Origin of the sequence: Pelotalea chapellei (assembly GCF_018531195.1) — a bacterium.
Classification (GTDB): Bacteria; Desulfobacterota; Desulfuromonadia; order Geobacterales; family Pseudopelobacteraceae; genus Pelotalea; species Pelotalea chapellei.
In genome coordinates this window covers 196215-218010 of sequence record NZ_JAHDYS010000007.1, presented here as the reverse complement: position 1 = coordinate 218010, position 21796 = coordinate 196215, and the positions used below count along the sequence as shown (strand labels likewise).

At 52.8% G+C, this 21796-nt stretch carries 16 protein-coding genes and 1 tRNA gene; 3 read left to right on the top strand and 14 right to left on the bottom strand.

Annotated features, from left to right (window positions below; all coding sequences use genetic code 11):
* Positions 1-196 precede the first annotated feature (196 nt).
* From KJB30_RS09540 to rplU, 9 genes are all read right to left on the bottom strand, one after another.
* Positions 197-1705, bottom strand: coding sequence for a hydrogenase large subunit (locus KJB30_RS09540; RefSeq protein WP_214298458.1), 1509 nt, complete (start codon positions 1703-1705; stop codon positions 197-199).
* Positions 1702-3153: a proton-conducting transporter transmembrane domain-containing protein gene (locus KJB30_RS09535; protein ID WP_246545602.1), complete on the bottom strand. Its 1452-nt coding sequence runs from the start codon at positions 3151-3153 to the stop codon at positions 1702-1704. Before KJB30_RS09535 ends, KJB30_RS09540 begins: the two co-directional genes overlap by 4 nt.
* 114 nt (positions 3154-3267) lie before the next feature.
* Positions 3268-3909, bottom strand: a complete 642-nt coding sequence (locus tag KJB30_RS09530; RefSeq protein WP_214298456.1) for an NADH-quinone oxidoreductase subunit K — start codon at positions 3907-3909, stop codon at positions 3268-3270.
* A 4-nt stretch (positions 3910-3913) separates the two neighbouring features.
* Positions 3914-4822 carry a respiratory chain complex I subunit 1 family protein gene (locus KJB30_RS09525; RefSeq protein ID WP_214298454.1) on the bottom strand — a complete coding sequence of 303 codons (909 nt, stop codon included), beginning with the start codon at positions 4820-4822 and terminating at the stop codon, positions 3914-3916.
* A 25-nt stretch (positions 4823-4847) separates the two neighbouring features.
* Entirely contained in the window at positions 4848-6851 is a 2004-nt protein-coding gene (locus KJB30_RS09520; RefSeq protein ID WP_214298452.1) for a proton-conducting transporter transmembrane domain-containing protein, read from the bottom strand.
* A gap of 51 nt (positions 6852-6902) precedes the next feature.
* Positions 6903-7730, bottom strand: coding sequence for a response regulator (locus KJB30_RS09515; protein WP_214298450.1), 828 nt, complete (start codon positions 7728-7730; stop codon positions 6903-6905).
* Positions 7731-7833: 103 nt separating this feature from the next.
* Complete coding sequence (locus KJB30_RS09510) at positions 7834-9921, bottom strand: methyl-accepting chemotaxis protein (RefSeq protein WP_214298448.1); 2088 nt, start codon at positions 9919-9921, stop codon at positions 7834-7836.
* A gap of 189 nt (positions 9922-10110) precedes the next feature.
* Positions 10111-10365, bottom strand: a complete 255-nt coding sequence (gene rpmA, locus KJB30_RS09505) for a 50S ribosomal protein L27 (protein WP_214298446.1) — start codon at positions 10363-10365, stop codon at positions 10111-10113.
* A 27-nt stretch (positions 10366-10392) separates the two neighbouring features.
* The gene (gene rplU, locus KJB30_RS09500; protein WP_214298444.1) at positions 10393-10701 is read right to left on the bottom strand and encodes a 50S ribosomal protein L21; all 309 of its coding nucleotides are present in this window, start codon (positions 10699-10701) and stop codon (positions 10393-10395) included.
* A gap of 229 nt (positions 10702-10930) precedes the next feature.
* Between rplU and KJB30_RS09495 the strand changes: the two genes are divergently transcribed.
* Entirely contained in the window at positions 10931-13201 is a 2271-nt protein-coding gene (locus KJB30_RS09495; RefSeq protein WP_214298442.1) for a sigma 54-interacting transcriptional regulator, read from the top strand.
* A gap of 17 nt (positions 13202-13218) precedes the next feature.
* Here the strand turns inward: KJB30_RS09495 and KJB30_RS09490 are convergent, their stop codons facing one another.
* Positions 13219-13578 (bottom strand): hypothetical protein, encoded by a 360-nt coding sequence (locus KJB30_RS09490; RefSeq protein ID WP_214298440.1) that lies wholly within the window; start codon positions 13576-13578, stop codon positions 13219-13221.
* Between the two features lie 433 nt (positions 13579-14011).
* Between KJB30_RS09490 and KJB30_RS09485 the strand changes: the two genes are divergently transcribed.
* Positions 14012-14197: a ribbon-helix-helix domain-containing protein gene (locus KJB30_RS09485; protein ID WP_214298438.1), complete on the top strand. Its 186-nt coding sequence runs from the start codon at positions 14012-14014 to the stop codon at positions 14195-14197.
* Between the two features lie 91 nt (positions 14198-14288).
* On the opposite strand, the gene KJB30_RS09480 is transcribed toward KJB30_RS09485, so the two are convergent.
* Together KJB30_RS09480 and KJB30_RS09475 are read right to left on the bottom strand one after the other, a co-directional pair.
* The gene (locus KJB30_RS09480; protein ID WP_214298436.1) at positions 14289-15809 is read right to left on the bottom strand and encodes an Rne/Rng family ribonuclease; all 1521 of its coding nucleotides are present in this window, start codon (positions 15807-15809) and stop codon (positions 14289-14291) included.
* A gap of 23 nt (positions 15810-15832) precedes the next feature.
* Positions 15833-18319 carry a TIGR03960 family B12-binding radical SAM protein gene (locus KJB30_RS09475; protein WP_214298434.1) on the bottom strand — a complete coding sequence of 829 codons (2487 nt, stop codon included), beginning with the start codon at positions 18317-18319 and terminating at the stop codon, positions 15833-15835.
* Positions 18320-18448: 129 nt separating this feature from the next.
* Between KJB30_RS09475 and KJB30_RS09470 the strand changes: the two genes are divergently transcribed.
* Positions 18449-18535, top strand: a tRNA-Leu gene (locus tag KJB30_RS09470).
* 128 nt (positions 18536-18663) lie between these two features.
* On the opposite strand, the gene KJB30_RS09465 is transcribed toward KJB30_RS09470, so the two are convergent.
* Together KJB30_RS09465 and nrfD are read right to left on the bottom strand one after the other, a co-directional pair.
* The gene (locus tag KJB30_RS09465; protein ID WP_214298431.1) at positions 18664-20535 is read right to left on the bottom strand and encodes a DUF2339 domain-containing protein; all 1872 of its coding nucleotides are present in this window, start codon (positions 20533-20535) and stop codon (positions 18664-18666) included.
* A gap of 6 nt (positions 20536-20541) precedes the next feature.
* Positions 20542-21795 (bottom strand): NrfD/PsrC family molybdoenzyme membrane anchor subunit, encoded by a 1254-nt coding sequence (nrfD, locus tag KJB30_RS09460; protein ID WP_214298429.1) that lies wholly within the window; start codon positions 21793-21795, stop codon positions 20542-20544.
* Position 21796: the final 1 nt, after the last annotated feature.

Here is a 21796-nt window from a genome sequence, read left to right as displayed (position 1 = left end):
CCAGAGGGCAGTCGTGCTGCCATGTCCCGTGCACCGTTGTTAAGGAAAACCATACCCTCTACCTCTGAATATACAAGAGGGCAAGGCATGCTCTCCCCCTTTGGGGGAGAGATAGAGAGGGGGCTGTCTCCGCGGGGCTTTCTCCGGGGGGCGACGATCTGACCATTTTTGAACAATCTGAGCTTTTCAAGGCCTACTAAAGGTCAAACCCGCAGTACGACAGATTGAAGCTCTTGTTGCAGAGCGGAAAGTCCGAGATCTGCTGCCCTCTCAGTGCCATGGCCAGTCCGGTCCAGTTGTGAAAAGAAGGGTCGGTTATTTTGTATCGTCCGAACTTCCCCCTGGAATCGGTCACCGCCACATGGCAGATTTCCCCGCGCCAACCTTCGGTCAGTGCTACGGCCAGATGATCGGGGGCCAGACCTGCCGGCTGCAGGTGCAGATTTCCATCCGGCAGATCAGCCAGACATTTCTCCAGATAATCAAGAGATGCCTCAATTTCCAGCCGGCGAACCAGGGTTCGGGCATGCACGTCGCCTGTTGAGGCGCACACCATCGGGATTGGTTGGGTGGCATAGATTCCGAATGGCAGGTCCCTGCGCACATCGCGCTCCAGGCCGCAGGCTCTGGCTGCTGGACCGACCAGCCCCAGTTCACGGGCAGTTTCTTTGCTGAGGGTGCCGGTATTTTCGAGACGCCCGGTAGCAGATGGTGTATTCCAGAGCAACTCGATCGCATTTCCAAGATCCTTCCTTGCGGTAGCGAGCCGGCTGAGAAGAGATTCAGCCTGCCCGGCGCTGCAGTCGAAACCGATGCCACCCGGCACCAGAAAGCCGCGACCAAACCTGCTTCCGCACAGTTCAGCGGTCATATTGAGAAAGTCCCCCCGAATCCGTCCGCAGAAGGAGGATGTCGGCAGGAAAGCGACATCACCGGCGATGGCCCCCATATCTCCGGTATGGTTGGCCAGCCGTTCCAATTCCAGCGCGATTCCGCGAAGGGCATGGGCGCGGTCGGAAACAGCGCATCCTGAAAGGGCCTCGAGGGTCATGACATGGGCCAAACCATGACCGATGGTAGTGTCGCCTGCTATGGCCTCCATCTGGCGCATGGTCAGGGGGTGGGGCCCGTTGAGCAGCATCTGTTCCAGTCCCCGATGTTGATAGCCGAGGCAGATCTCCAGGTGGAAAACTTCTTCTCCGTGGCACTGAAAGCGGAAATGCCCGGGTTCGATGATACCGGCATGCACCGGCCCGACTGCTACTTCGTGAACCTGTGCACCCTGGACCTGATAAAAATCGGTTACCCCCGGGGTCATTCCGGTCGGACCACTGCATCCCTGTCGTTCCATGGGGCGCTGGAAACGGACCGGCTTCATCCAGGGGTGATCTTCAATGGCGAGGCCGAACTGTTCCGCAATTTCCCGCTCGAACATGTGCAGTTGCGGGCAGAGTGTGGAGAGAGAGGGGAGGGTGCCGTCAGTCACGGTGGTGCTGATGATGCCGAGTTCAAGGCCGGCCGGAGCAGTCAGCACGCAATAGAGCTGGCACCCGTCGCCATGGTGCAGGCTGAAGTAGGATGATGCGCGCCAGCCATGATCCAGAGCATCCAGAATCAGCTGCAGGAAATCATTACGGTCGAGATCGGGAATATCTCTGCGGGGGACTGCAGAACCATTGTTGAGTGTGTAGAAGGAAGATCTCATGTGCCACCCCTCAAAAGTCCGGCAGCTTCCCGCAAAAGGTTGTGCAGCGGCTGGGGTATCCACAAACCAAGTACGAGGATCACGCACATCAGCACCAGCGGCGCCACAATGGTATGTGGGGTGTCGCGGTAGGAGGTGGCCGGCAACCCGGCTGGTATCCTGCCCATGACCACCGGCAGTACGCTGGAGGCCATTCCGATGAAGATAATTGCCAGCAACAGCAGAAACAGGCCTGCTGTAAGGAAGTTACCCTGGACGAAGGCACTGTTGATGATGATGAATTCACTGATAAAGGGCACGAAGGGTGGTGAACCATTGATGGCCAGAAACGCGGCCAGGAACAGCGCCCCTGACCAGGGAGTTCGCCGGAGGGCCCCCCGCACGAACTCCGTACTTTTACTGTTGTAGGCGCGGTGGATGTTGCCTGCAGCCAAAAACAGCACCACCTTGGTGAGCGCATTGGCCAGCATGTGCAGCAGAGCACCGTAGAGAGCCTGTCCGCCGAGCCCCAGGCCGATGACCATGATGCCGACATGCTTGACGCTGGAGTAGGCCAGCATGCGCTTGAAGTCGTTCTGGCGCACCATGAAGACAGCGGCAAAAGCCATCGAAATCAGGCCCATGACCAGGAGCACCTCCTGGAAGAGATATGCTTCGGTCGAAGCAACCGCAATCTGATAGACCCGGAGTAATGCCAGGAAGGCGCAGTTGCACAGACCGCCAGCCAGCAGAGCGCCCACAAGACCGGGTGCCTCGCCGTAGGCATCCGGTTTCCAGGTGTGCAGCGGTGCCAGGCCCATTTTAGTGCCGAAACCGACCAGCAGGAAAATAAAGGCAGCGTGGCGCCATACGGCGTGGAGATGGGGTGCATCCTCAATCAGTGATCCAAGCAGAAGGGTCACATCCTGTTTGGCGACAATTGTGGAATAGGCAAGAAAGAAGAGCCCCAGCAGTGCGATGGCTATGCCGACCGAGCAGATCAGCAGGTATTTCCAGGTGGCTTCGATTGATCGGGCGTTGCGATTGAAATAGATCAAAGGAGCCATGGTTACGGTAGTGGCTTCCAGTGCTATCCAGAGCAGCCCGAGGTTGTGGGAAACCGATACCAGGGACATGGCCGAAAGGCAGACCAGCAGCGACATGCAGAGGGTACGGTTGGAACGTTCCTGGCGGTATTGCAGGTAGCCGACGGAGTAAATGGAACAGACAGTGAAAAGCGTGCTGATGGAGATGAGATTCAGCTTGCCCAGAGAGTCCAGGTTTATCCAGCCCTGGGGAGAAGGTGGCGGGGTATCAATCACCAGCAGAGCGGTCATGCTCAGGTGCAGCAGTGAGAACAGAGGCAGTACCAGCGGGCGTCGGCGGTTGTCCGGAATCAGCCAGGCCAGCAGGGCTCCGCAGAGTGGCAGCAGCAGAAACAGAGAGATCACGCTAGTGCCCTGTAACATCTAAACCCCCTCCCTAACCCTCCCCCTCCAGGGGAGGGAATACGCTCCTCCACCCAGCGGGGGGAGGTTGGGAGGGGGGAAACCCTGGTGCGAAATATTAAGTGTTGCATGGTGCTATTCCTCCCGCAGGGTGTTCAGCCGGGAGGTGTCCAGAGACGAGAACTCGCGGTTGATGTTGTTGATGACGATCCCCATGACAAATACTCCCACCAGAAGATCGAGCAGGGCCCCCGCTTCAACCATTACCGGCATTGCGTTGGCCAGCAATAGCCCGAAAATGAAAATGCCGTTTTCCATGACAAGATAGCCGATCACCTGGGAGATCGCCTTGCGCCGGGACATGAGCACCAGAAATCCGCACAGCAGGGTGGCGATCGATGCGGGAACGAAGATCAGTCCGCTGTGTTCGGGAGCCAGGGGCAGTTTTGCTGCGAACATGAAGGCCAGGGAGGTGAAAACGGCTCCCAAGACAAGGGTGGAGGTGTAACCGATAAAGGGCTCGAGCTCGCGTTTAATCTCTGCTTTTTTAATGGCCCCCATGATCATCCAGGGAATGATGATCCCCTTTGCCAGCAGAATGCCGCATACAATGCCTACCAGATGCCACGAAAAAGGGTGAACCAGGGCCGGCAGCACTCCGAGTAGTATTCCCTGGACGGCCACCGCCCGAACTGCAAAGGCAATCCGGCTGGTGCCCAGGACAACAAAATTGATCAGCAGCGACAGTACCAGCAACTGGTCGGCCAGCAGTGTCATAGATTTACCTCACCACCAGAACAAATGAGAATGCGGTCAGAATCATGGCCGCTATTAGCAGTTGCGGAATACGGATCAGTCTGAGCCGCGCCATTACCGATTCGACAATACCGATGGAAACGGCAAGAATCAGCATTGACAGAATGAACAGCCCCCAGTCCGCCACGGAGTTGCCGCTGGTCAGCGGCAGGGCGATATTCATGAAGAGCGCCCCGAGCAGGTACAGCTTGAGAGCTGCGCCATAGAGAATGCAGCCGAAGTAGGGGCCGCTGTGATCAAGCACCATGACTTCATGGATCATGGTCAGTTCGAGATGAGTGGTGGGATCGTCAAAGGGTATGCGGCAGTTTTCCGCCAGCAACACGATATAGAGTCCGGCCAGCAGCAGGAGCAGAGCGGCACCGGTACCCATCCAGACGGATGGTGAAAGGTAATTGAGCATGGGGGTGAGGGAGAGGGTGCCGCTGAGCCTGGTCATGGTGATCAGGGCAAAGAAGAGCGTCGGCTCTGCCAGGCAGGCAAAGCTGACTTCTCGGGCAGCCCCCATCCCTTCAAAGCTGGAACCGGTATCAAGTGCGGCCAGGGTGGTAAAGAAGCGCCCCAGGGCAAAGAGGTAGGCAAAGAGGATCATGTCCCCCTCAAAGGAGACAGGCGCCGCATGTTTACCCAGCGGGACCAGCAGGGCCGCGAAAAGAGTGGCCGCAAGCGTGATCACCGGCCCGCTCCGGAAGATCAGGGTGGTGGTGTCACTGGTTACGGTTCCCTTGCGCAGCAAACGCGACAGGTCATAGTAGGGTTGCAGGAATGGCGCACCGGTTCGTCCGGCAAACGCGGCCTTGGTCTTGGCGATGACCCCCAGCAGCAGGGGAGGCATTACCACGATAAGCACTATGTGGAGCAGCGTATCAGGCATAATCTTTCCGTGAAAAGGGTAATTGCTAAGAGTTAACCGTCACCACCAACAGCACTACCAGCGTCACCAGAATGTACAGGATATAAAGGTGCAGCCGGCCATGCTGTAATCGCCGGAATGGTGCTGTTTTCCTGTAAAGGTATTCAAGGAAGGGAAGATACAGTCCTTCCAGTACAACTTCGGTGATATGGCTCGAATAGCGGGTGGGAGCCGGAAAGATGCCGGTTATTTCAGGGGAATACTCCTGTGGCCGGAGCAGATCACGAAAGTATTTCACCAGCATTTCGGCAAAGGATGTGGCGGTGTACTGCATGCGGGGCGTGGGCCGGAGATAGCCGCATCCCCAGGTGGGGGCTGTGGAGTGTTCGTTGCCGGATGTGCGCCGGACAATGACCCATGTGCCAACCAGTATGCAGAGAGTCAGGCTGGTGCTCAACAGAGAGATCCAATTGAAGGGAACCAGGCTGGTCAGCGCGGCTGTACTGTTTGCCAGGGAAGGGTGCCATCCCGCGACGGCACCGGCAAGCAGGGGGGCGACAAGCCAGGGTGCCAGGCCGATAACGGCACAGAAGCCGGCCAGCACTCCCATTGGAACCAGCATGTTCCCCGGAGCTTCATGACCACCGCTGTGCTCCTCCGTGCGTGGTATCCCCAGAAATACGGTGCCATATACTTTCACGAAACAGGCTACCGCCAATCCTCCCACCAGGGCCAGGGCAGGAACAGCCAGGGCCGTAAGGCCGACCGCGCTGCCGTTGGAGAAAGCCACCCCACGGAAGCAGCCGAGATACACCATGATCTCGCTGACAAATCCATTGAGCGGCGGCAGTCCGCAGATTGCAACCGATCCGGCGAGGAACAGCGAGGCTGTCAGCGGCAGGCGCCTGCCAACACCCCCCATGAGATCGATTTCGCGGGTGCCGACGGCGTGGATGACGGATCCGGCTCCCAGAAACAGGAGCGCCTTGAATAGGGCGTGATTCAGCACATGCAGTAGGCAGCCGGCCATTCCCAGGAGCATCATGGCCTGTGATCCTGTCGCCTGACCAATCAGTGCGACCCCCATGCCCATCAGGATGATGCCGATATTCTCGATACTGTGGTAGGCCAGCAGACGTTTCAAATCATGCTGGCCGAGCGCGAAAGCAACTCCCACGACTCCTGAAATCATTCCCAGGACAAGGATGGTGGCTCCCCACCAGAGCGGGACTTGGGCAAAGAAAGAAAAAACTCTCACCATGCCGTAGATGCCCATTTTAAGCACAACACCGGACATGATGGCCGAGATGTGGCTCGGTGCGCTGGCATGGGCCGACGGCAGCCAGACATGCAGCGGCATCATCCCTGCCTTGACCCCGAAGCCGATCAGTGCGGTGATGAAGATTGCATTGGCCAACGGGTGCAGCGCGGACAGTGAGGCGGCAGCCGGAAACAGAAAACTGCCATTGATCGAAAGCAGGGAGAACAGAGCAAACAGTACCAGTGTTCCCAGGTGGGTGGTGATCAGATAGAGGATGCCGGCATCCCTGACCTCTTCATGTTTGTCATCGGTAGTCAGGCTGAAGAAAGAACCAAGGGCCATCATCTCCCAGGCGATCAGGAACAGGATGGCATTTCTGGCCATGACAACCGTTGTGAGCGAGGCAGCCAGCAGGCCGAGGAAGAAGGTGAGCCGTGTAACCGTGTGGGGATGTTTCTGGGCAGGCCAATAGCCGACACCGTAAAGGGCGCTGCAGCCCGTAATGATGAAAATGGGGAGCAGAAATAAGGCCGAAAGGGGGTCGATACCGATTTCTGCCGGGCCAAATGGGAGGCTCCAGTCCAGCAGAAGAGAATGCGCGGCGGGATCAGTGAGAGATCGAACAGCTCCCGTAGTACCGATCATGGAAGCCAGTACCATCAAGGAGGCTGAAATTTTTTGGGAGAGGGCGGAACGCCTGAACAGCAAGGGAAGGGTGGAGCATGCCTGAAGAATGATTGCGGCAATCAGGAGGGCAAGATTCGGCACAACTTCTCCCGGGCCGGTCATTACAGCAAGCCTGTTCCCTGGTTAGTCATGACGTGACATCTCCTGTAGGTGTTAGCGTTTGTATCTCTTGACTAGTTCCAGAGCCCGTTTGACACGTGAAACTACCCGCATCGGCTGTACAGGCTTGGGAATGAAGTCGATGAACCCGAACTCAAGCGCTTTCTGTTCATCTTCTGTGGAGGCCTTGGAAGTCAGCATGATAACCGGAATATGCGAGGTCATGGGATTGGCTTTTATGGCCCGTAACAAACCATAGCCATCCATTCGTGGCATGATTGAGTCAGTGATGATGAGTTGCGGCCGTTCCGACAAAGCAAGCTTGAGGCCTTCCAATCCATCATGGGCAATCAGGGCATTAAAACCCTCTTTGGCCAGAGCGACCTGGATAACCGTAGCTATCGGCGCGGAGTCTTCCACTATCAGAATAGATTCAACACCTTCGGAGTGAATGGCGCTCTTCAGATAGTTTTTTGCAATGGCATCCAGGATTTCTTTCCGGGTAGAAATGACCGGAATAACCTGAAATCCGGTGATCCGGGTGAGGGATTCCATGGTTTCAAGATCAAAGGGATCAGTAATTGCCACTGCCAACATGCTTTCTTTCTGCTTGAGCGGAAAGACCAGTTTCTTCATAGCCAGATCAGACGGGATCAGATCCAGCAGTTCCTGGGGGAAATGGTGATTGATAAAGTTTTTAACGGTTTTGAAATTGAACTGTTTGGCGAGGGCTTCGGCGAGTTCCTCCTCGGTAATCACACCCATTTCTTCCAGGATGACGCCTATGCGTTGTTTATCAAACTTCTGGCGTTCCAGCGCTCGTTCGAGTGTCTTTTTGCTGATGATTTCGGACTCAACGAGGATGTCGCCAAGGTGTTTCATAATTGATTTCCCCACAGATTACTCATGATTAAGCACTTTTTACCACACCGCCTGTCAGAATTGTAGGTTTTTCTCAGCTAAGATAAGAACCCGGTCAATAAGGTTACTCAGTCGGCACAAGATAGCCGATTCGAATGGCACCCCATTGTTTATTGTTGATGAAAATGGGAATCGACATGTCATTCAGAATTTCACCTGTATCGCGACGATAGGTTTGCAGCAGAAAACCATCCGTGTTGCGGGCACTGCGCAGTCCGGTCCGGTCATTGAAAATGCGCTTGGTGCGGTTATTATTCTTATCTTGTTCCAGATTGCCGGTCAGAGGTTTAGTGTAGCGCAAATTGTGGCAGGGACAGTAGCCGTTGTTGTCAACACAGATAGCAAATAGAACTTTGCTGTCTCTGGAGATAATCTGTTCCTGAAAAGGAGCTATAACACGGTCAAAGAAGTTGTCAAACCTAGTGGTGTATTTAACCGGGTTGGTAGCGGGGATAGGAACATAGTTGCGGTCGAACAAATCCTGTGTTGTCAATCGCCCCTCGCGGACAGCAGTTTCAATTGCATTTTGGACTTGTTCCTCCAGTTCCCTGGCATATCCCTTAGCCAGATCATGGTAGTTACCGACAGAAAACTTACCTACAGTGCCATAGATATTTTCAACTACCTCAGAGAAGGTGGCAAAAGCATCAGCTGATTGCTTCATCGTGGTGTAGGTGGCAACGGCAGCTTCTGAAACGTGGTGAATTTTTTCAGTAATATCCTGAGTGGTGGCACTCTGTTCTTCTGTGGCTGTGGCAATCTGGACAATCTGGGAACGGGAATCAGCGGCATGCCCTTGAATATTTAACAGACGCTGGCGCGCTTCTTCTGCATTCATAAGACCTGTCTGAACCAGCAGGTTCTCCTGGGAAATCATATCCGCCGCAGTGCGACTTTCCTGCTGAATTGCAGCTACGACCTTTTTAATTTCACGGGTGGACCGGGTTGTCTTTTCAGCCAGCCCCTTCACTTCACTGGCCACAACAGCAAAGCCCTTGCCCGCATCTCCGGCCCGGGCGGCCTCAATGGATGCATTCAGTGCCAAAAGATTCGTCTGATCTGCTATGTCTTCGATTAGTATGACCATCTCGCCTATTTTTGCGGAAGCAGTCTCCAAGTGGCGAATCGTTTCCAAGGTGCCGCTAACGCTTTCGCTGATTTGGTGCATGCAACCGCAGGTTTCTTCCACGACAGCCATGCCTCCATGGGCCGCGGCATCCACTTCTGTGGAGAGGGTTGCTGCTCGGTGGGCACTATGGGCTACATCATTGATGGTGAGGGACATTTCTTCTGAGGCAACAGCAACAGCGGTGGCCTGATCTTTTTGATCCTGTGTCATCTGCAGGGTCTGGTCAGTGCTTGCAGCCAACCTGCATACACTTGTTCCAATCAGGCAGGTTTGCTGATAGAGCAGAGAGATGGTGCTGCGAAGCTTTGAGGTGAGCTGGTTAATTTCGACGGCAAGCTGTCCGATTTCATCGTCGGAAGAAACAGGTAATACCTTGGTCAAATCTCCTTCACTACCGGCTAAGTCAGCGACTTGTGCATGTAGTCTGTTGATCCGTTTTATAATGATTTTTTGGAAAAAGAGGTACAGTGAAACCAGAATGGCAAAGAAAGTAAACAGCCCAATTGTTGACATTATTAATGCCAGGTGCAAGGCATTTGATGTGCTTTTTTCTGTTGAAACGCTCAGTAGGATTCCGCCGAGAAACGCGTCGCTTGTTTTGTGGCAGGTGCGGCAGCGTTCCTCATTGGGCAAAGGAATGGCGGTATTAAACATTCTTTTGCCATCGGACTTGCTGGAGAACTCCTGAGTCGTGCCTGTGCGTAGCACATTTTCCATTTCACTACTTATATTGTTTGTGCCACGTTCTTTGCCACTTGCTTTAAAAATGCGTATGGCTATTCCGTTCTCATTATTCTGAAGACCCTTCAGGTAGGCATCGAACTCTTTCATGTCACCCCTCATCATCAGTGCCAGGATGTCGTGGGTGGCCATGGAAGCAAGATTTTTGATATTTTGCTGCTGCAGTTTGTGAGATGAGTTGTACTGCAGATAAAGGGTAGATATCCCCATGCCTGCAAAACCGACGAAGAGAATGGCTGCAATAACAACCAGAATTTTGCGAGTGAGGATAGATCGAAACATGGGAATCATTCCTTTCAGATCAATACATGTAAATGACAAATTAAAAAGTCTAAATTATTGAAATGTCTATAATTTATCTCAAATGTCTCGGCGCTGCAATATAATAAACAGTGTTTTAGATATAGTTATATAAACAAAAAAGCCTGGAAGAGGATCTTCCAGGCTTTTGAAGCTGATATTGTTGATTTTTTAGTTAGGGTAGACAGAGACCTTTTTACGATCACGACCCAAACGTTCGAAGGTTACGATTCCTTCGATAAGAGCAAACAGTGTATGGTCTTTGCCGCAGCCCACGTTGTTACCTGGGTGGATCTGGGTGCCGCGCTGGCGGTAAATGATATTGCCGGCCTTGACTGTCTCGCCGCCAAATTTTTTGCAGCCAAGTCTTTGACCGTCTGAATCTCTGCCGTTACGTGAGCTTCCGCCCGCTTTCTTATGTGCCATTTCCTTAGCTCCTGGAAAAAATTTATTTTATGCGCTGATTTTTTCGATCTTGAGAACGGTCTTGTACTGACGATGACCGCGCAGCTTGCGGGTGCCCTTGCGGCGCTTGGACTTGAAAACAAGAATTTTCTTGTCTCTGCCCTGAACCGCAATTTTGGCTGTAACCTTAGCGCCGGCCACATGAGGTGCGCCTACAACCGTCGTATCTCCGCCGACCATGAGTACCTCGGCAAATTCGATGCTGTCGCCCACTTCGCCGTCGAGTTTTTCAACCTTAAGGAACTCGCCTTCGCTAACCTTGTATTGTTTGCCACCTGTTTTTATAACTGCGTACATATGCCATCTCCATGTGCATCATTTTTAAAAGAGTTATGGACTATAGTCAAGTGCGGGGGACGTGTCAAGTATAAATATCAAATTCAATATGACAATCGATCTTGTCGGACAAAAGAGGGTCTGGTGTTTAACAGCTGCGCACTGGGGCGTGTGAGCGATCCATTTATATATTTACAGGTCTGTGCCAATTGTTGCACACTGCATTACATCAATAGGAAAAAGGATTTGCATGGAACCCATCATTACCTACAGGGAACGCTGTCGTCGTTGTTATTCATGTGTACGCACCTGCCCGGTTAAAGCCATTAAGGTCGATCAAGGTTTTGCACAGATAATGTATGATCGCTGTATTGGCTGCGGCAAGTGTCTTACATGTCCTCAAAACGCAAAGGTTGTGGTGGACAGGATGGTCAGGACCCAGGAGCTGCTGGCTTCCGGTGCGCCGGTAGTGGCGGTGCTTGGCTGTTCTTTTCCGGCCTTTTTTCATACCATTACCCCTGGCCAATTGGTGTCCGGTCTAAAAAGCCTCGGGTTTCTCGAGGTCCATGAAGGGGCTTACGGTGCAACTTTGATTGCCGGCAGCTATCATGAAGCTTTGGCCGCATCTGATGCTCCGTTAATCGCCTCCCACTGCCCTGCGGTTGTGGATCTTGTTGAACGACATTTTCCGAGGCTGCTACCAAATCTGGTGGGGACTGTTTCACCCATGATTGCTATGGGGCGTTTCATCAAACAGGTATTGGGAGCAGAGACAATGGTAGTCTATGTAAGTACCTGCATAGCAGCAAAATTTGAAGTTCAGTCTGATGAGTCAGCCGGAGCCATCGATGTGGTGCTGACTTATCAGGAGATAGATAAACTTTTCAAGAGCCGCGGCATAAATCCACAGGGTATGAATGAGGTGGATTTTGATGGTATCAATCCGGGTGACGGCCGTGTCTTCAGTCTTACCGGAGGGTCAATGAAGGTCCTGGGAATTGAATCGGACTTTTTGGAAACGGAAATACTCAGTGCAGAGGGTGAATCACATACTATCGATATTATTCGTGATCTGAATGCAGGAAGAATTTCCCCTTCTTATGTTGATTTGCGCTTCTGTGACGGTGGGTGCGTTGACGGCCCGGCACGGGACCGGGAACTTAACCATTTTTTCAAACGCAGAGTGATTGTTGACTACAGGAATAAGGAGAACTCTTATCCTGCTGCGCCGCATTACCGCTCAAGTGCCTGTATGCCTGATTTGCAGCGCTCCTTTTCGGACAAATCGCTCAAACTGCCCAGCCCAGGCAAAGACGACATCAAGCGGATCATGCATTCAACCAAGAAATATACTCACGGTGATGAACTTAACTGTCGTGCCTGTGGCTACAACACCTGTCGGGAGCATGCAGTTGCCGTATATCAGGGATTGGCGGATATAGAAATGTGCCTGCCCCATAACCTGCAGCAGGTTGAGGAGGATCGCGGTCGCCTGATGCAGCGCTATGAACTGATGCGGCGTGAGTTGGATCGCCAGATGGGAGATAATCCAATTGTGGGTGACGACCCGGGTATTCAGGAAGTGCTGGAGCTGATTCGCCAGGTGGGACCCACCCCGACAACGGTCCTTATTCGAGGAGAAACCGGCACCGGCAAAGAATTGACCGCACGAGCAATCCAGCGTCTAAGTCTGCGCAATGATAAACCGCTTGTTACAGTCAACTGCACCACCATCACGGATTCCCTACTCGAAAGTGAGCTTTTCGGTCATAAGAAAGGAGCATTTACCGGTGCCATTGCCGATAAGAAAGGACTTTTTGAGGCGGCCGACGGGGGCACAATTTTCATGGATGAGATCGGTGACATAACTCCGAAGCTGCAGGCGGAACTTTTGCGTCTGCTGGATCTGGGGGAAGTTCGTCCGGTAGGCGGCACCACGGCTAAAAAAGTAGATGTGCGTCTGATCGCTGCCACGAACAAGGATTTGGAGCTGGGGGTACGCGAGGGGTGGTTCCGAGAAGATCTCTACTATCGCCTCAACGTATTTTCCATCCTGTTGCCACCCCTGCGCGACAGGGTGGAATCCATCCCGAGCCTTGCCCAACATTTTCTTGAGAAGACCCGCAAAAAACTCAATAAAAAAATTGACGGAATTGAAGAGCGCGCGGTTAAGGCAATGCAGCGCTACTCCTGGCCAGGCAATATCAGAGAGATGCAGAATATCATCGAGCGCTCCTCGGTGCTTGCCAAGGAGGGGGTTATTCGGCTGGAGAATCTGCCCACTATCTTTGCAGAAACCTTTGAACGTAGTCTGGACAGCGATGTCAACCGGCGGCGGGTCTCTTTCAAGGCAGAGCGGGAACTCCATGTCAGCCGGACGGAGAAGAATATCATCGCGCGTTATCTGGAAGAATCGGGCGGCAACGTTGCCAAAGCGGCCCGCCTGGCCAATATCCCCAGACGGACCTTTTACCGGCTGCTGAACAAGTACGGCATTGAGGTTCAAAGGGTGGGCAAGTGAACGAGGTGTCGCAGAGGCTATTCTGCTCCCCAGTTGGGGTAATGCAGTCCCCCCTTGTGCAACATGTCTTCAATTTCCTTTTCCGGGACTCCAAGGATGGTGAGTTGGTTCATCAGCCAATGCCCTTCCTTTATCAGTGCTTCCAATTCGGCATTTACATTTAATTCGGGCGAGACTCCAAAGGAGTGCTGAACCTCCAGTTTTTCATGGTTTCGCTGTAAAAGGATTTTCTTTTCATCGATTGCGGCAGCTACGGATGAAGAATCTTCCAGATCAACTCCCTGCTTCTTAAGTGCAGCTATCGGATCTCCGTCTGCTGGAGCAATTTGCCACCCGCACGCCTCTCTTCTGCATACTCCACATCGTTTCTCTGTCATGGTTAATTCCTCCCTACATAAGTATATCGCTATCTGGAAAACCGGCATTTGAAGAGTGGGTTTGGGTTTTAAACAGTCAGGAACGAAGGTCGGGGTGCGTTGGTCGCACCAAGAGGGGGACTCTCAAGGGGCCTGCGAAAGGGATTACCGGGGAACTGGATTATAGGTATTTCGTACATTCCTGAAGGAGGGTGTAAGTCATCTTTGGTTGTTACAAAATTGTGTATACTTTTGGCCACATGTGTGCCAAATTTAGCACATATTTTCCGTATACTTTAAAAGATTAATATTATCTTATTTAATAAGTTGTTGAATTTTTTACATAAACTTCTTTTTATTCGGCTTGGCATGGTTGTGGCATAATAAGCAGAATCAATGTTCAAAATGAACAGCACAAAAATCATACAAGTCAATAAAAAAGGAGGAAACAGTCATGGGAAGAATGAGAGAGAATCCGAGGTACAATGTTATTTCGATGAGAATCAGCGACGAAGAGCGTGAACATCTGGAAAACATCATGGAGAGGACTCATTTGAGTATCTCTGATATCATGCGTGAAGCGATGGAATTTTTTGCGGCAAATTATGATCGCATCGACAGCGAGCGTAAGGCTGCCTGATTCGCTCAGGCTCAATTGAGTGAAGTAAACGACAAGAGGCGGGAGAAATAAATTCTCCCGCCTCTTGTCGTTTAGTCATTTTAAGAGCCGATCAGTTGATCAGAATTTCAAACTGCTCCTGATGGAAACCAGGCTTGGCCCGCACCGTAATCCGCTTCTTGAATTTTTTTTCTAGTTCTTCCAGCCCACGCCGCTCTTCGTCATAGAGAAGGTCAGCCACTTGCGGATGCACCGATACGGTGGCCTTGACGCCACGTATATCCAGCATTTCCCGGCGAAGTTCCCTGAAAATTTCATGGCATACCGTGGTTTTTGATTTGATGTATCCTCGTCCTTCGCAATAGAGGCAGGGCTCGCACATCATGCGGCCAATGCTTTCCCGCACCCGTTTACGAGTCATTTCTACTAGTCCGAGCTCGGATATCTTTAAGATATTTGTTTTGGATTTGTCTGATTTCAACGCCTCTTCCAAGGCGCCAAAAACCTTTTCGCGGTTGACCTCTTTTTCCATATCAATAAAGTCAATAATGATGATGCCGCCAATATTGCGCAACCGCAACTGGTACGCAATTTCTTTGACAGCTTCGAGATTAGTCTTGAGGATGGTATCTTCCAGGTTGTGCTTACCGACAAAGCGCCCGGTGTTGACGTCGACAGCAGTCAGTGCCTCGGTCTGTTCAATGATTATGTAGCCGCCCGACTTGAGCCATACCTTGCGCCCCAGGGCACGGCTGATCTCAACTTCCAGCCCGTAATGATCAAAGATGGGTTCTTCGTCTTCGTAGAGTTCGATTGAATATTTCATCTTCGGCATGAACGTGGTGATGAACTGCACGATACGGTCATGATCCGGCTTTGAATCAACTATGATCTTGTCGACCTGCTCGGTAACGATATCCCGCACTACCTTTTGAATCACGTCCAGGTCGGAATGGATCAGAGAAGGAACTGCGCTTTTTTCCCTGCGTTTTACGATTTCATCCCATAGGGTGGACAGATACTGCATGTCAGAGAGAAGATCCTCTTCGCTCTTACCTTCTGACACGGTCCTGACGATATAACCGGAGCCGGGCTGCTTGAGCCGTTCCACTGCCTCGCGCAAACGTTCGCGCTCAACTTCATCCTCAATTCGACGTGAAATCCCTACATGGTCAACTGTCGGCATGTAAACAAGGTGTCGTCCCGGCAAAGAGATATGGGAGGTGATGCGCGCACCTTTGGTGCCAATCGGCTCCTTTGATACCTGGACCAGCAGCTCCTGACCTTCCTGCAGCAGTTCCTCGATTGGGTGCAGAGGCTTGAAGTCCGGGTGGGTCGCGTGTGGTTCGCCTCCTGGCTCATGCTCTTTCTTGCCGTCATAAAGCAGTGATTCGTATTCTTCAAGTGCGTCAAAAACATCGGCTACGTACAGGAAAGCAGCCTTTTCCAAGCCTATATCCACGAAGGCCGCCTGCATTCCAGGAAGAACCCTGATGACGCGCCCCTTGTAGATGTTGCCGACGATTCCTTTTTCCCGAGTCCGCTCGATGTGGAGCTCGGCGATTGTGCCATTTTCAATCAACGCTATGCGTGTCTCATGAGAAGTGGCATTGATGACCAGTTCAGTACCCATGGTTAAGCCCCTAGTATATAAAATTAAATAGTATGAACGGCAGTAAAGTGCACTTCCAGTTTTTGGATGCGAACATCATCTGACTGGAGTTCCGGGTTACCGGATATGGCTCTGGCAAACTCCAAAGGTTTACCTCTGCCTGCTACCAAGTCAAGTGCGGAGCCGGACGCGCTTAGTAAAAAAACTTCCTTGCGCAGATCAACGGTCTGAACTTCACCTTTTTTCTTGGTCCGTTGTATGACGAAACTGTCATGTGCCATAAATTGCACACATAGGTCCGGGAGTTTCTCAGACCATAGTGAATCAAAGATTATTCGGTAGCGAGTCGCTTCAATGAGGGTGGAAAGCGCTGGTGTTTTAACGTCGATCAAAGCTGCTTCCATTATCGCAATGCCCGCAGGAAGAGCTTCATTCAGGCGATATTTTATTTCGTCGGCGCCCATGCCCGCAGCAACTACCATATCCATGTATTCGGCGGTGGATTCAACTCCTACCGAGGTGGCGGTGGCAAAAGAAAAACGAGGGTGAGGATGGAATCCTTGTGAAAAGAGGATGGGCACCTCACCACGACTGACCGCGCGGGTGAAAACAGTTAAAAGTTCCAGGTGGCTCAGGTAACGCATGGCATCTGTTTTTGAAAAACGAAGGCGTACCCGAACTGCATTCTCATCAGCTGCTTCCGAAGCGGTTTCTGCAGAAATAGTTGCATCAGTTGAGAGCTTGTTGGTCACACTGGTAAAATCACAGACGCCGCAGGCGCTGCACCGGCCAAAACGGCAATCCGGCGTTGCAGCTTCCTTGAGAGCATTTTCGCGCTCAGCAAGCAGAAAATCGCGTGTCACGCCGCAGTCCAGGTGGTCCCAGGGGAGAATTTCACTGGTTTCCCGGCGGCGCAGGTACCATTCCGGCTGCACGCCGCATTTTTGGAATGCCTGCTGCCAGCGTTCCTGAGAGAAATGTTCTCTCCAGCCATCAAAGCGGCAGCCGAGATCAACGGCCTGGATCAACACTGCTGCCAGCCGGCGATCGCCGCGGGCAAAGACGCCCTCCAGGAAAGAGAGCGGCGCATCCTGCCATTTAAAGCGAAGCTTGCGCTGCTTTAGCTCTGTGTGCAGCTGGTACTGGCGGTCCAGTACCTCATCCGTTGAGATCTGGGGCTCCCACTGAAAAGGGGTATGGGCCTTGGGGACAAAAGTGCTGACCGCAACATTGACTTCACCCGGATTGCCGGAGAGTTTACCCTGGTTTTTTACTTGGCGGGCCAGCGCGGCAATCTGGGTAACATCCTCGACTGTTTCTCCGGGTAACCCAATCATGAAATAGAGCTTGATGGTCCGCCAGCCAGCTTGATAAACGTTAAAGGCAGTTTCCAGAAGATCTTCCTCTGTAATACCTTTATTGATTACTCGCCGCATTCTTTCGCTGCCCGCCTCGGGTGCCAGGGTGAAGCCGGTCTTGCGAACTTTCTTGATGTCTTCGATCAAGCCCTCGGTCAGTGTGCCGACCCGTAGCGACGGAAGGGATACCGCAATCCGGTTATGGGCATAACGGGACATCATTTCGCTGATCAGCGGCGAAATACAGGAGTAGTCGCCGGTGGAAAGCGAGAGGAGCGAGATTTCGTCATAACCGGTGGCGCGCAGCGATTTTTGTACATGGCTCAGAATCGTCTCGGGGGAACGCTCTCTGAGTGGACGGTAGATATAACCGGCCTGGCAGAAGCGGCACCCGCGAGTACAGCCGCGTGCGATCTCCACCGCAACACGATCATGAACCGTCTTCATAAAAGGGACGACCGGCTCGGTCGGGTAGGGGGCTTCGTCCAGGTTACTCAAAAAACGGCGGCGCACTCTGGCCTGTTCCGGCTTGACAGGGATGATCTTCGATACCGTGCCGTCATCATTGTAGCTCGGCACAAAGAAGGCGGGGATGTACATTCCTTCAATGGCAGCCAGGCGTTCCAGTTGGGCTGCCCGGTCCTCTCCGAGTCGCTTGGACTCCAGTACGGCGGCAGCTACTTCCAGAATCGCTTCCTCACCGTCACCCAGCAGCACTGCATCAAAAAAAGGTGCCAGTGGTTCGGGGTTATAGGCACAGGGACCGCCGGCAATAATCAGTGGGTGAGAGGCGTTGCGCTCGGCTGCCAGCAGGGGTATGGCGGCAAGACGCAGCATGGAGAGGATATTGGTGTAGGAAAGTTCGTACTGAAGAGTGAATCCGACCAGGTCGCACTCAGCGAGAGGAGTCGCTGTTTCCAGAGTGGCTAGGCGATCGCCGTCCGCCTTCATCTGGCGTTCCATATCGGGCCAGGGGGCAAAAACACGTTCTGCAGCAATGTCTTCGGCTGAGTTAAGTATCTGATACAGGACGCGCAGTCCAAGATGACTCATGCCGACTTCATATACATCGGGAAAAGCAAGGGCAATACGGAGTTCCGCTACGGTTTTTCTGACAGAACCCATTTCTCCGCCCATGTAGCGGGCTGGTTTTTCAACGGCAAGCAAATTCATATATTGTGCTGTATTCCTATAATTAAAGTTAAGTTCTAACTGTACCAAATCACAACTGAATATGGCAAGGGAATAACCTGATTTTTTTCTTGCATTAGTATCAGGTCAATGTTATATAATTTCTTCGTTGCCGAGGTGGCGGAATTGGTAGACGCGCCAGATTCAGGTTCTGGTACTCGAAAGGGTGTGCTGGTTCGATTCCAGTTCTCGGCACCACTAAATAGCAAAGGACCTTCCGGGATAGTCCGTAGGTGTCCATCGAAGAAGCAAAGCCCTTGAGAACTCAAGGGCTTTTTTTGTGCGATTTATTCGCAGTAGCCTGTATATTTCACCCTACAAATTGCCTACTCGTTCACCGTCTCATTGGCGGCCGCCAGATCCTGTACTGGTTTTATCTCCGTTTTTGGCCACTTGCCAAGCACGACCGATTCCACCGCCGCTGCCGCACCGAAGGAAAAGACACTGCAGACCAGCGGCAGCCCGTGGGTGCCAAGCAGATCGTACAGGAAAACTTTTCCCGCCCCTATTAATGTCACCATTATCGCTACATTCCGGATTTCCCGGTCCCGTCGCATAAACCCCCACACCATCAGGAACACGGCAGCCCCATTAATCAGCACCGACTGGGCGCACCGGAAAATCTCTTCACGACCTGCTCCGGCAGTAAGCTGTACCACCTGAAAAATTCCAATGCGCATGGCAAGGAAGCCGCACAGTAAACCGGCAAGCAACAGCATCACAGCGCTGCGATCTTCTTCATCCAGCTTGAAGAGGATGGATGAGCCGGGGGGAGGGGGCCACCAGCGGCACCATAGATATTGGTACACCATGATGCAGGAAAGCAGGATGGCCGGCAGGATGTTGACGGCATCCATCTGTTGGGGGCTATCGCCTCGCACCGCTACGAAGAGTGCGGCGCAAGAGTAGATGTGGAAGAGATAGGTGACTGCGCGCACCGAGCCGTTATTCCACTCCCGTGAAAAGATGGCCATGAAGATGCCAATCAGAGAGAGCGCGGGCAGTGAAAGAATGAGTTTGCCCGTTGCCACCGGGAGAGCCAGTGCCAGCAATGCGCCGCAGGCAAAGGTAAACGCAGCGGTTCCCGGTACACCAATGACAGCGCGCCGGGCCAGCCAGAAACTTGCTCCCAGATGGAGAAGTGCTACCATAATTCCCACTATCCCGAGTGCAAGAAGAGGGGTGTCCTTGGTATACATGGCACAAAAGGCTGATGAAAAAGCCCAGAGTACGTTGATGACCGGCAGGGACTGATCAAAGCGTGAAACCCGCTCGGTCCCGCTCTGAATGATGCCGAACAATGCAAGCAGCAGGTAGGTCAGGGCAAACACTCCCAGGACCGGCAAAAACAATGAAGCCGCCAGTTCGGGAGGTGGCTGGATTCCCTGGCGTAGAGCCACTCCTATGCGAAATGCCCACAGCTGCAGCATGACCATGCTGACCAGCATTACGATCCAGCGCAGCCAGGAGCAGCGTTTGAGTCTGGCGGCCATGAAGCCGAGCAGGTTTGCCGTCCATAGTACCAGGGAGAGATAGGGAAAATGTGGATGAGGATAGTCAATGGCCGCACCGGCCAGGCACATGCCAAGGATACCGAATGAGATGGGGGTGAATGCGTTGAATCGGCGACTGATAAAAGCCATACCGATGCCCGTAACCATGAGAGTAAGGTAAGCAGGTACCAGGGGCAACGATTTGAAGTGGGTGTGGGTCTCTACCACTATGGTGGCCATGAGGATGGCGCCGCAGGCCGCAAACACCGGAGCAAGCGGGCTGGAACGAGCATATCTCTGCCATCCCACAATCATCAGGGTGGCAGCAAAACCCATCCCAAGGGCAGAACCGAAAAGCTTGTTGATCATTCCGCTGTCCGTGATGGTTCTCAGGATCAGCGCCACAACGAGCAGAAAACAGATGGTGGATACACGCGGCAGGAGGGCGTTGCGGCCAGCCCAGCTCAGCATTTCCTCAGATACGTCGGCCGGTTCGTCCAGCACCGGAGGCAGTCTGGTTTTTACCTCAGTTTGTGCGGATGCTAATTCAACTGGTGTGGCCTGAGCGAGCCGGGCGGTCAACTTCTCGAGGCTGCCTTCCAGTGCTTGTACCCGGAGTGCCAGTTCCTGTACCTGATCTTCAAGGGTCTGCCCTTTTGCCGTCATCTGCAGCACCTCCACGTCGGCTACTTCCGCTTTTTCCACCAATGGTCAATGCGAATCCTTCACGCCGATCACCGGCAGGACTCTTGTGACACAGAAGAAGAGTACAAAGGGGGTGATGATAACAGTCAGCGCACCGAACAACCCTTCCTTGAAGGTCTCCATGTTGTCAGGCCAGATGGGAAGCTGATATTCCATGAACCCGGAGAAGGATGCTGAGAAAGCTTGTCCTCCAATAACGACATTCCAGCGCATCATGAATACACCCATCAAAACCAGCAAACCGCCGAGGAGCGCACGCCTGATGGTCAGCCCAGGCAACAGGAAGATGATGAATGGAACAATATTGCCCAACCCATACTGCAGTATAAATATTTTGAAAAAGTCTTTTTCGTAGATCACGCTGCGCAGGATATCCCACGATTTGACGGCAGTGTAGTTACGGAAGATGAGGTCCAGTAGTTCCAGGGTGAGTGCCAGGACCATGAACATGATCAGATATTTAGCGGTGATGGTAACAGTATGGATCTCTGCGCTCTTGATTTCCTCGCTGGAGGGAAGCCGGGGATTGTTCTTGCGCTTCCAGGCAAGGATCAATTTGCGGAGTTCCATCACGATGATGTAGGTAACGATGCAGAGGGCGATACCTGAGACTACTGCTGAACAGATGAAGATGACCGGCATGAGGGGGGTCATCCAGAGGGCATTGGCCTTAACGGAACCAAAGATGAAGCCGGCATAGCCGTGAAGGAAGCATGCTACCGGGATGCCGATTCCGGCCAGTATTCCCACTGCCCGTTCATCCTTGTGCAGCGCTTCGGGGCTGAGATCCATGGCACCCATTGAGAGCACGCTGTACAATGCCAGTCGCACCGAGTCGAGCGGCTTACGCCTGCGTTTTTCCCGCAGGTCCAGCACCATTTCTACGATGTACTGGCGATAAACAAACCAGATCTCGGATAATACGATCATGGCATAGGTGGTAAAGACGATGCCGAAGGCGGCAATGGCAGAGGTGAAATGGGGTGTCATCATGACGTAGATGCCCCGCTGGGGCTGCTGCAGATGAAGCATCAGCGGCATCATGGCCACCGGAAGCAGGGCCAGGGAAAAAACCAGCGAAAAGCGCGCTATATCTTTTAATTGCTTCACGCCGAAGACATGGTACAGGGATGAAAGCACGAAGGCCCCTGCCACCAGACCGGTCATGAACGGGTACATCACGATCTGGATAGACCAGTAGATGTATTCGTTGGGATAGACGAAGAATTCTTTCAGTGTCCAGGCTTCACCATGTACCATG

What these genes read in the sequence shown, in the direction of transcription:
- nrfD (WP_214298429.1), bottom strand. Translation starts at nt 21,795, where the DNA reads ATGGTACATGGTGAAGCCTGGACACTGAAAGAATTCTTCGTCTATCCC.
- KJB30_RS09510 (WP_214298448.1), bottom strand. Translation starts at nt 9,921, where the DNA reads ATGTTTCGATCTATCCTCACTCGCAAAATTCTGGTTGTTATTGCAGCC.
- KJB30_RS09490 (WP_214298440.1), bottom strand. Translation starts at nt 13,578, where the DNA reads ATGACAGAGAAACGATGTGGAGTATGCAGAAGAGAGGCGTGCGGGTGG.
- KJB30_RS09535 (WP_246545602.1), bottom strand. Translation starts at nt 3,153, where the DNA reads ATGTTACAGGGCACTAGCGTGATCTCTCTGTTTCTGCTGCTGCCACTC.
- KJB30_RS09480 (WP_214298436.1), bottom strand. Translation starts at nt 15,809, where the DNA reads ATGGGTACTGAACTGGTCATCAATGCCACTTCTCATGAGACACGCATA.
- KJB30_RS09485 (WP_214298438.1), top strand. Translation starts at nt 14,012, where the DNA reads ATGGGAAGAATGAGAGAGAATCCGAGGTACAATGTTATTTCGATGAGA.
- KJB30_RS09520 (WP_214298452.1), bottom strand. Translation starts at nt 6,851, where the DNA reads ATGACCGGCCCGGGAGAAGTTGTGCCGAATCTTGCCCTCCTGATTGCC.
- rpmA (WP_214298446.1), bottom strand. Translation starts at nt 10,365, where the DNA reads ATGGCACATAAGAAAGCGGGCGGAAGCTCACGTAACGGCAGAGATTCA.
- KJB30_RS09525 (WP_214298454.1), bottom strand. Translation starts at nt 4,822, where the DNA reads ATGCCTGATACGCTGCTCCACATAGTGCTTATCGTGGTAATGCCTCCC.
- KJB30_RS09530 (WP_214298456.1), bottom strand. Translation starts at nt 3,909, where the DNA reads ATGACACTGCTGGCCGACCAGTTGCTGGTACTGTCGCTGCTGATCAAT.
- KJB30_RS09495 (WP_214298442.1), top strand. Translation starts at nt 10,931, where the DNA reads ATGGAACCCATCATTACCTACAGGGAACGCTGTCGTCGTTGTTATTCA.
- KJB30_RS09475 (WP_214298434.1), bottom strand. Translation starts at nt 18,319, where the DNA reads ATGAATTTGCTTGCCGTTGAAAAACCAGCCCGCTACATGGGCGGAGAA.
- rplU (WP_214298444.1), bottom strand. Translation starts at nt 10,701, where the DNA reads ATGTACGCAGTTATAAAAACAGGTGGCAAACAATACAAGGTTAGCGAA.
- KJB30_RS09515 (WP_214298450.1), bottom strand. Translation starts at nt 7,730, where the DNA reads ATGAAACACCTTGGCGACATCCTCGTTGAGTCCGAAATCATCAGCAAA.
- KJB30_RS09540 (WP_214298458.1), bottom strand. Translation starts at nt 1,705, where the DNA reads ATGAGATCTTCCTTCTACACACTCAACAATGGTTCTGCAGTCCCCCGC.